6 protein-coding genes are annotated in these 6,937 nt (G+C 67.6%); 3 read left to right on the top strand and 3 right to left on the bottom strand.

Annotated elements, in window-relative coordinates:
- Positions 1–47: 47 nt before the first annotated feature.
- From phbB to AC1DQP_RS14160, 3 genes are read right to left on the bottom strand one after another with little or no spacing between them, the layout of a single operon-like run.
- Positions 48–788: an acetoacetyl-CoA reductase gene (gene phbB / locus AC1DQP_RS14150; protein WP_256776519.1), complete on the bottom strand. Its 741-nt coding sequence runs from the start codon at positions 786–788 to the stop codon at positions 48–50.
- A gap of 40 nt (positions 789–828) precedes the next feature.
- Positions 829–2,157, bottom strand: coding sequence for a CitMHS family transporter (locus AC1DQP_RS14155; RefSeq protein ID WP_256776530.1), 1,329 nt, complete (start codon positions 2,155–2,157; stop codon positions 829–831).
- 40 nt (positions 2,158–2,197) lie between these two features.
- Positions 2,198–3,331: an OprO/OprP family phosphate-selective porin gene (locus tag AC1DQP_RS14160; RefSeq protein WP_457320200.1), complete on the bottom strand. Its 1,134-nt coding sequence runs from the start codon at positions 3,329–3,331 to the stop codon at positions 2,198–2,200.
- Between the two features lie 236 nt (positions 3,332–3,567).
- Between AC1DQP_RS14160 and AC1DQP_RS14165 the strand changes: the two genes are divergently transcribed.
- Genes AC1DQP_RS14165 through AC1DQP_RS14175 form a run of 3 tightly spaced genes read left to right on the top strand, consistent with a single transcriptional unit; the run spans position 3,568 to position 6,693 of the window.
- Positions 3,568–4,266 (top strand): response regulator, encoded by a 699-nt coding sequence (locus tag AC1DQP_RS14165; RefSeq protein ID WP_457320194.1) that lies wholly within the window; start codon positions 3,568–3,570, stop codon positions 4,264–4,266.
- On the top strand, positions 4,256–5,638 hold the full coding sequence (locus AC1DQP_RS14170; protein ID WP_478051838.1) for a sensor histidine kinase N-terminal domain-containing protein: 1,383 nt from the start codon (positions 4,256–4,258) through the stop codon (positions 5,636–5,638). Before AC1DQP_RS14165 ends, AC1DQP_RS14170 begins: the two co-directional genes overlap by 11 nt.
- A complete protein-coding gene (locus AC1DQP_RS14175; RefSeq protein ID WP_457320198.1) occupies positions 5,635–6,693 on the top strand; it encodes an ABC transporter substrate-binding protein in 1,059 nt (352 codons plus the stop codon). Before AC1DQP_RS14170 ends, AC1DQP_RS14175 begins: the two co-directional genes overlap by 4 nt.
- The last annotated feature ends 244 nt before the right edge of the window (positions 6,694–6,937 follow it).

Below are 6,937 nucleotides of genomic sequence, written 5' to 3' on the forward strand. Positions count from 1 at the left end.
GGCTCACCTCGCGGGGGAGGCAACGCGTCCAACCGGACGCGCCGAGGTCAAAACATGTGCAACCCACCGTTCACCGCGTAATCGGCACCGGTCACGTAGGCCGCATCATCCGACGCCAGCCACGCGCACAGGCTCGCCACTTCCTCCGGCTTGCCCAGCCGGCGGATCGGCACCGACCCGGCCAGCCGGTCCAGCACGTCCGGCGGAAAACTGCTGATCGACTGGCTGGCGATATACCCCGGCGAAATCGTATTCACCGTCACCCCGCGTGCGGCCACCTCATTGGCCAGCGCACGGCTGAAGCCATGCATGGCCGCCTTGGCCGTAGCGAAATTGACCTGCCCGATCTGGCCCTTGTGCGCGCTCACCGAACCGATGTTCACGATCCGGCCCCAGCCACGCGCGGTCATCCCGTCGATCACCTGTTTGGTGATGTTGAACAACGCATGCAGATTCGAGCCCATCACCGCGTTCCAGTCGTCCGGACTCATCTGCCGGAACAGCACGTCGCGGCTGCCGCCGGCATTGTTGACCAGCACGTCGATCTCACCGACCTCCGCCTTGACCTTGGCAAACGCCGCCACCGTCGACGACCAGTCCGCGGCATTGCCCTCCGAAGCAATGAAGTCGAAGCCCAGCTCGCGCTGCTCGCGCAGCCAGCCGGCCTTGCGTGGCGAGTTCGGTGCGCAACCGGCGACCACCGTGTGGCCGTTGCGCGCCAGTTTCTGGCAGATGGCCGTGCCAACACTGCCCATGCCGCTGGTGACGTAAGCGATGCGAAGCGTCATTGCTGAAGACTCCTTGGTAACCGGATCAGGGCGCGGCCCATCAGGCCGCGATGGGATACAGACCGAACAGCAGGCCACCGACCATCAACAGCAGCGAGATGGCGATCGCCCACTTCAGGGTGAATTTCTGGTGGTCGGCAAACTCCACTTTGGCCAGGCCCACCAGCAGGTAAGTCGAGGGCACCAGCGGGCTGAGCAGGTGCACTGGCTGCCCGGCCAGCGACGCACGCGCCATCTCCACCGGGGTGATGCCGTAGGTGCCGGCAGCCTCGGACAGGATTGGCAGCACGCCGAAGTAGAAGGCGTCGTTGGACATGAAGAAGGTGAACGGCATGGATGCGATCGCGGTGATCACCGCAAGATACGGGCCCCAGCTGTCGGGGATGATCGCCAGGAAGCTGTGCGACATCGCCTCGACCATGCCGGTGTTGTTGAGGATGCCGGTGAAAATACCTGCGGCGAAGATCAGCGCCACCACCGACAGCACGTTGCCGGCATGGTTGACCACGCGGCGGCGCTGCTCGGCCAAGTTGGGGTAGTTGATCACCAGCGCGATCGCAAAGCCCACCATGAACAGCACCGGCATCGGCAGCACGCCCAGGATCAACGCCGTCATCAGCGCGATGGTCAGCGCCAGGTTCACCCACAGCAGCTTGGGGCGCTTGACGTCTTCGGCGTCTTCGACGGTCGGCAGCGCATTGCCATCGTCGGACACGCTGTTGTCCATCCAGCTGCCACCCTGCGGCAGGCTCACCACGCCCAGGCGGCGGCGCTCCTTCAGGCCCAGATACCAGGCCAGCAGCAGCACGCCGGCGCAGGCGATCACCATCGAGGGGATCAGCGGCACGAAGACATCGGCCGGGTCCACGTGCAGCGCGGTGGCCGCGCGCGCGGTCGGCCCACCCCACGGGGTCAGATTCATCACGCCACCGGCGAGGATGGTTACGCAGGTCATGTTGAGCGCGTTCATGCCAAGCCGTTGGTACAGCGGCAGCATCGCCGACACGGTGATCATGTAGGTGGTCGAACCGTCGCCATCGAGCGAGATCAGCATCGCCAGGATCGCGGTGCCAAGCACGATCTTCATCGGGTCGCCCTTGACGAAGCGCAGGATGATCCGCACCAGCGGATCGAACAGCCCCGCATCGATCATCACCCCGAAGTAGAGGATGGCGAACATCAGCATCACGCCGGTGGGCGCGATCTTCTTGATGCCCTCCAGCATCATCTCGTCGATGCCGGCGCCGAAGCCGCCGATCAGCGCGAAGACGATCGGGATGGTGATGAGGGCGACCAGCGGCGACAGCCGCTTGCTCATGATCAAGTACATGAATGTAATGACCATGCCAAAGCCGAGGATGCTCAGCATCATCTGCAGACTCCAGGAGGGGTAGGGCGGAAGAAGAGGGTCAGAAATCGAACTGCAGACGGCCGGTCACCGCGCGGGTGCGGTCCAACGTGGCGCTGGCCAGGCGGTCGCGGTTGCGGCTTTCGATCAGGTTGAGCATGAAGCGCAGGTTTTCGCGCATGTACCAGTTGCCGCCCAGCGTCCATGCCTCGGTCTGTGCATCGCGCAGGTCCGGCTGGCCGATCAGGTGCTGGTCGCCGCGCATCTGGTCGTAGCGCAGTGCCAGCTCGAACGCGCCGGCGGTGTGCTGGAAATCCTTGACCCGCCCGAAGCGGCCGGTCTTGCGGTCGTACACCCGCGACTCGCCGGTGACGAACCAGCTCACCAGCCCGTAGCCGGCCAGCACCTTGCCGCGCTGGCTGCCGTCGTCGAAGGTGGCACCGCTGAATTCGCCCTGCCAGGACAGCGGGCCGCGCACCTGCGCGTATTCCAGCGACCACTTGTTGACGTCGGTGTCGCGCCCGGCCGAGAAATCGACCAGGGTCAGCCGGCTGTTGTCGGAGAGGTGGCCAGCCGGGCGCGGGCGGATCTTCAGCCCGGGCACACCGTTGGCGCCGGGAGTGTCATAGCGCTCGTGGGCCAGCGACAGGCCCAGGTGCAGCACATCGCCGGCGGTGGCGCCCGGCGCCCAGGTCGCGCGGCCACCGGCGGCACGGCCCTTCACTTGCCACGCGTCGATGCTTTCCAGGCTGTAGGCGCTGGCGGCCCAGGTCATGTCGCCACGGGCGGCCTGCCAGGAGGCGCCGAGGCGGTACAACGGCGCCAGCGTGGTGCCGGCGTTGCCGCGCTCCAGGAAGGTACCGTAGTTGGAACTGGTGCGGTCATCGAGCGAGAAGAACTGCTTGAACTGGCCGACGGTGAGCTTGCCTGCGTCGCCGAAGCTGCGGCTGACGAACACATCCTTGGCCTCGACCCGGTCGCCCGAAAAATCGGCTTCCAGCTTGTAGTCGACCACGAAGAACCTGCCCGACACGTCCACCCAGGCGCGGCGGATCTCCGTGTCGTCCTTGTTCGGGGTGCCACGGCCGTCATTGTCGAAATCGGCGAAATCCAGATGCAGGCGGCCGCCGAGCGTGGCGGTGACCGGGCGGTCTTCCTCGCTGGCTTCGGCAGCCCAGAGCGGCGCGGCCAGCATCAGCAGGGTACAGGCGGCCGGCGTGCGCCAGCGCAGTGTGTTCAGTTCCACGGACCCTCCCAGGTACTCGTTCGTGCAGGTGTGTCGCCAATGGCATCGGCACGGTGTGCGATGCGATGGCGCAGCCTAGAGCCGGGAAGCTGTCATCCACCTGTCAGGGGTTTGTGCGTTGCAGCGAAGCCCACGGGAGTGGCCGCTCGCGCTAGGATTCGTGCTCCTGAGAGATTTCCCGACCGATGCGCCTGCTGCTGGTGGAAGACAACCCGGACCTGGCCGATGCCATCGTCCGCCGCATGCGCCGCAGTGGCCACGCGGTGGACTGGCAGCGCGACGGGCTGGCCGCGGCCAGCGTGCTGCGCTACCAGAGCTTCGACCTGGTGGTGCTGGATATCGGCCTGCCCAAGCTGGACGGCCTGCGCGTGCTGGCCGGCATGCGCGAGCGCGGCGACAGCACCCCGGTGCTGATGCTGACCGCGCGCGATGGCATCGAAGACCGCGTGCAGGCGCTGGATGTCGGCGCCGATGATTACCTGGGCAAACCGTTCGACTTCCGCGAGTTCGAAGCACGCTGCCGGGTGCTGCTGCGGCGCACCCGTGGCCAGGCCAGCGAAGTGGTGCAGATCGGCGCGTTCCAGTTCGACAACGCCTCGCACCGGGTCAGCCTGGACGGCCAGCCGATCGAGCTGCCCAACCGCGAATACCGGCTGCTGGAAATCCTGATGGGGCGACTGGGCCAGGTGGTGGGCAAGGACGAGATCGGCAACGGCCTGTTCGGCTTCGATGACGAGGCCGGCCCCAATGCGATCGAACTCTACGTGGGCCGCCTGCGCCGCAAGCTGGCCGACGCGCCGCTGCGGATCGTGACCGTGCGTGGTAGTGGTTATCTGCTTGAGGCCATCGACGACGCTGCGGGCGCGGCCGCCGATGGCGACTGACCCGCGCACCTCCGGCTCGATCCGGCACACCTTGTGGCTGTACCTGGGCGCGTTCCTGGCGCTGTTCGCCATCGTCCTGTTGTTCGGCGCACGCGACTACGGCCAGCGCGCGGCCAATCGCTCCTACGACCACCTGCTGGTGTCCTCGGCATTGTCGATCATCGATTCGRTGGCGCTGGTGGAGGCCCAGTGGCAGGTCGATCTGCCGTATGCCGCGCTGGACCTGTTGGCGATGGCGCCGGAAGACCGCGTGTTCTATCGGGTCTCCGATGCGCGCGATGCCACCGTGACCGGCTACCCGGACCTGCCCGCGCCACCGCACCCGCCCAGCGATCGCCCGCAATTGTTCGATGCCCCCTACAGCGGGGAGCAGGTGCGCTTTGTGGTGGTGTCACGGCGGGTGTCCTCGCCGTCGGCGCAGGGCGAAGTGCGCGTCCAGGTCGGGCAGACCCGCCGGGCGCGCGAGGCGCTGGCCCAGGACATGGTGACCCGCGCGCTGCTGGCGATCGGGGTGTTGTCGCTCCTGTCGCTGGCCCTGGTCGGGCTGGGCGTGCACCGTGCGCTGCGTCCGCTGGTGCGGATGGAGCGTGAGCTGGCACGGCGCGAGCCCTCCGATCTGAAACCGCTGGATGCCAGCGTGCCGCGCGAGATGGACAAGATGGTCGGCGCGCTGAACCACTTCATGGGCCGGCTGTCGGCCAGCAACGAAACCCTGCGCGCGTTCATGGCTGAGGCCGCGCACCAGATGCGCACGCCGTTGGCGGCACTGCGCGCGCAGGCACAGCTGGCGCTGGACGAAGAAGAGCCAGAGGACATGCGCCGCAGCCTGCACGCCATCGAGCGCAATGCCACCCACATGAGCCGCCTGCTCAACCAGCTGCTCAGCGACGCCAGCGTGATCCACCGCGCCAACCTGCAGCGCTTCGCACCGGTCGATCTGGCCGAAATCCTGCACCAGGCACTGCATGAAGCCCTGCCACAGGCGATGCCGGCGCCGCGCGTGCAGCTGGCCGTTGGCGTGCAGGCGGCCTGGGTGCAGGGCGATGCGCTGCTGCTGCGCGAGGCGATCAAGAACCTGATCGACAACGCGGTCAAATACGGTGGCGACGGCAGCCTGCAGGTGGCGCTGACCGAAGAAGCACAGCAGTGCGTGCTGACCATTGCCGACCACGGCCCGGGCATTGCCGCGGCCGACGCCGAGCGGGTGTTCGAGCGCTTCGCGCGCGGCGAGGGCGCGGCTGCCGGCGGTGCCGGGCTGGGCCTGGCGATCGTCAAGCGCGTCATCGACAGCCATGGGGGCCAGATCGATCTGAGCAACCGCGTGGGCGGGGGACTGGTCGCCACCATCCGCCTGCCGAGGATGCATCCATGAAAGCTGCATGGCTTGTGCTGCTGCTGGTCGTCGCGGGCAATGCGTGGGGGGCACCCGGCGATGTACAGCGGTTTCCCGCCAAAGGCGTGCCGACCGCGCAGCTGCGCATCCACGGCTCGACCGACATCGAGGTGTTCGCCACCGTCATCGCCGACTACCAGCGCCTGCACCCGGGCACCGAGATTCTCTACGAGGACGTGATCACCCAGGACATCTATGCGCGCTACCTGCGCGACCGCAGCGGGCCGAACGCGCCGGACATGCTGATCAGCAGCGGCATGGACCTGCAGACCAAGCTGGTAAACGACGGCCACGCGTTGGCGCACCGCTCGGTGCAGACCGACGCGCTGCCGGCGTGGGCGCAATGGCGGCACGAGGCGTTCGGAATCAGCTACGAACCGGTGGCGATGGTCTACAACACGCGCACGCTGCCGGCCGCACGGGTGCCCCGCACGCGCCGCCAGCTGCTGGACCTGCTGCGCGCGCCGGACGCGCCGCTGCAGGGCAGGGTGGGCACCTACGATGTGGAGCGCAGCAGCGTGGGCTACCTGCTGGCCACCCAGGACGGCCAGCGCGGCAGCATGGCCGGTGCGCTGCTCGGCGCGCTCGGCGACAACGGCGTGCAGCTGGAAGAACGCACCGGCGTGTTGCTGGACAGGGTCAGCAGTGGCCAGCTGTCGCTGGTCTACAACGTGTTGGGCTCCTACGCGCAGGCGCGCATCGACGCCGGCGCGCCGCTGGGCATCGTCGAGCCGGAGGACTACACCCTGGTGGTGCTGCGCACCGCGGTGATCCCGCGCAGCAGCCGGCACCCGGAGGAGTCGCGCCGCTTCCTGGACTACCTGCTCTCGCCGCGTGGCCAGCAGGTGCTCTCGCGCGAGGCGCGGCTGATGCCGATCCTGCCCGCGCAGGGCCAGCAACGTGGCCGCTCGCCTGAGCGCAGCTACCGGCCCATCCAGTTGGGCCCCGGCCTGCTGGTGTACCTGGACGCGCTGAAACGCCGCCAGTTCCTCGAAGCCTGGCGCGGCAGCATGCGGCAGCGCGACGACCGGTAACGACGGCCGCCGGCCGTCAACCTTCACCCGCGTAACAACGATCCAAGCCGGTAATGACGGCCGCTGGCCCTCAACCTCAACACGACGATCCACCCCGGTAGTGACGGCCGCTGGCCGTCAACCTCATTGCAACGATCCACCCCGGTAGTGACGGCCGCTGGCCGTCAACCTCATTGCAACGATCCACCCGGTAGTGACGGCCGCTGGCCGTCAACCTCAACACAACGATCCACCCCGGTAGTGA

The sequence above is a fragment of the Stenotrophomonas sp. P5_A8 genome, assembly GCF_056400545.1.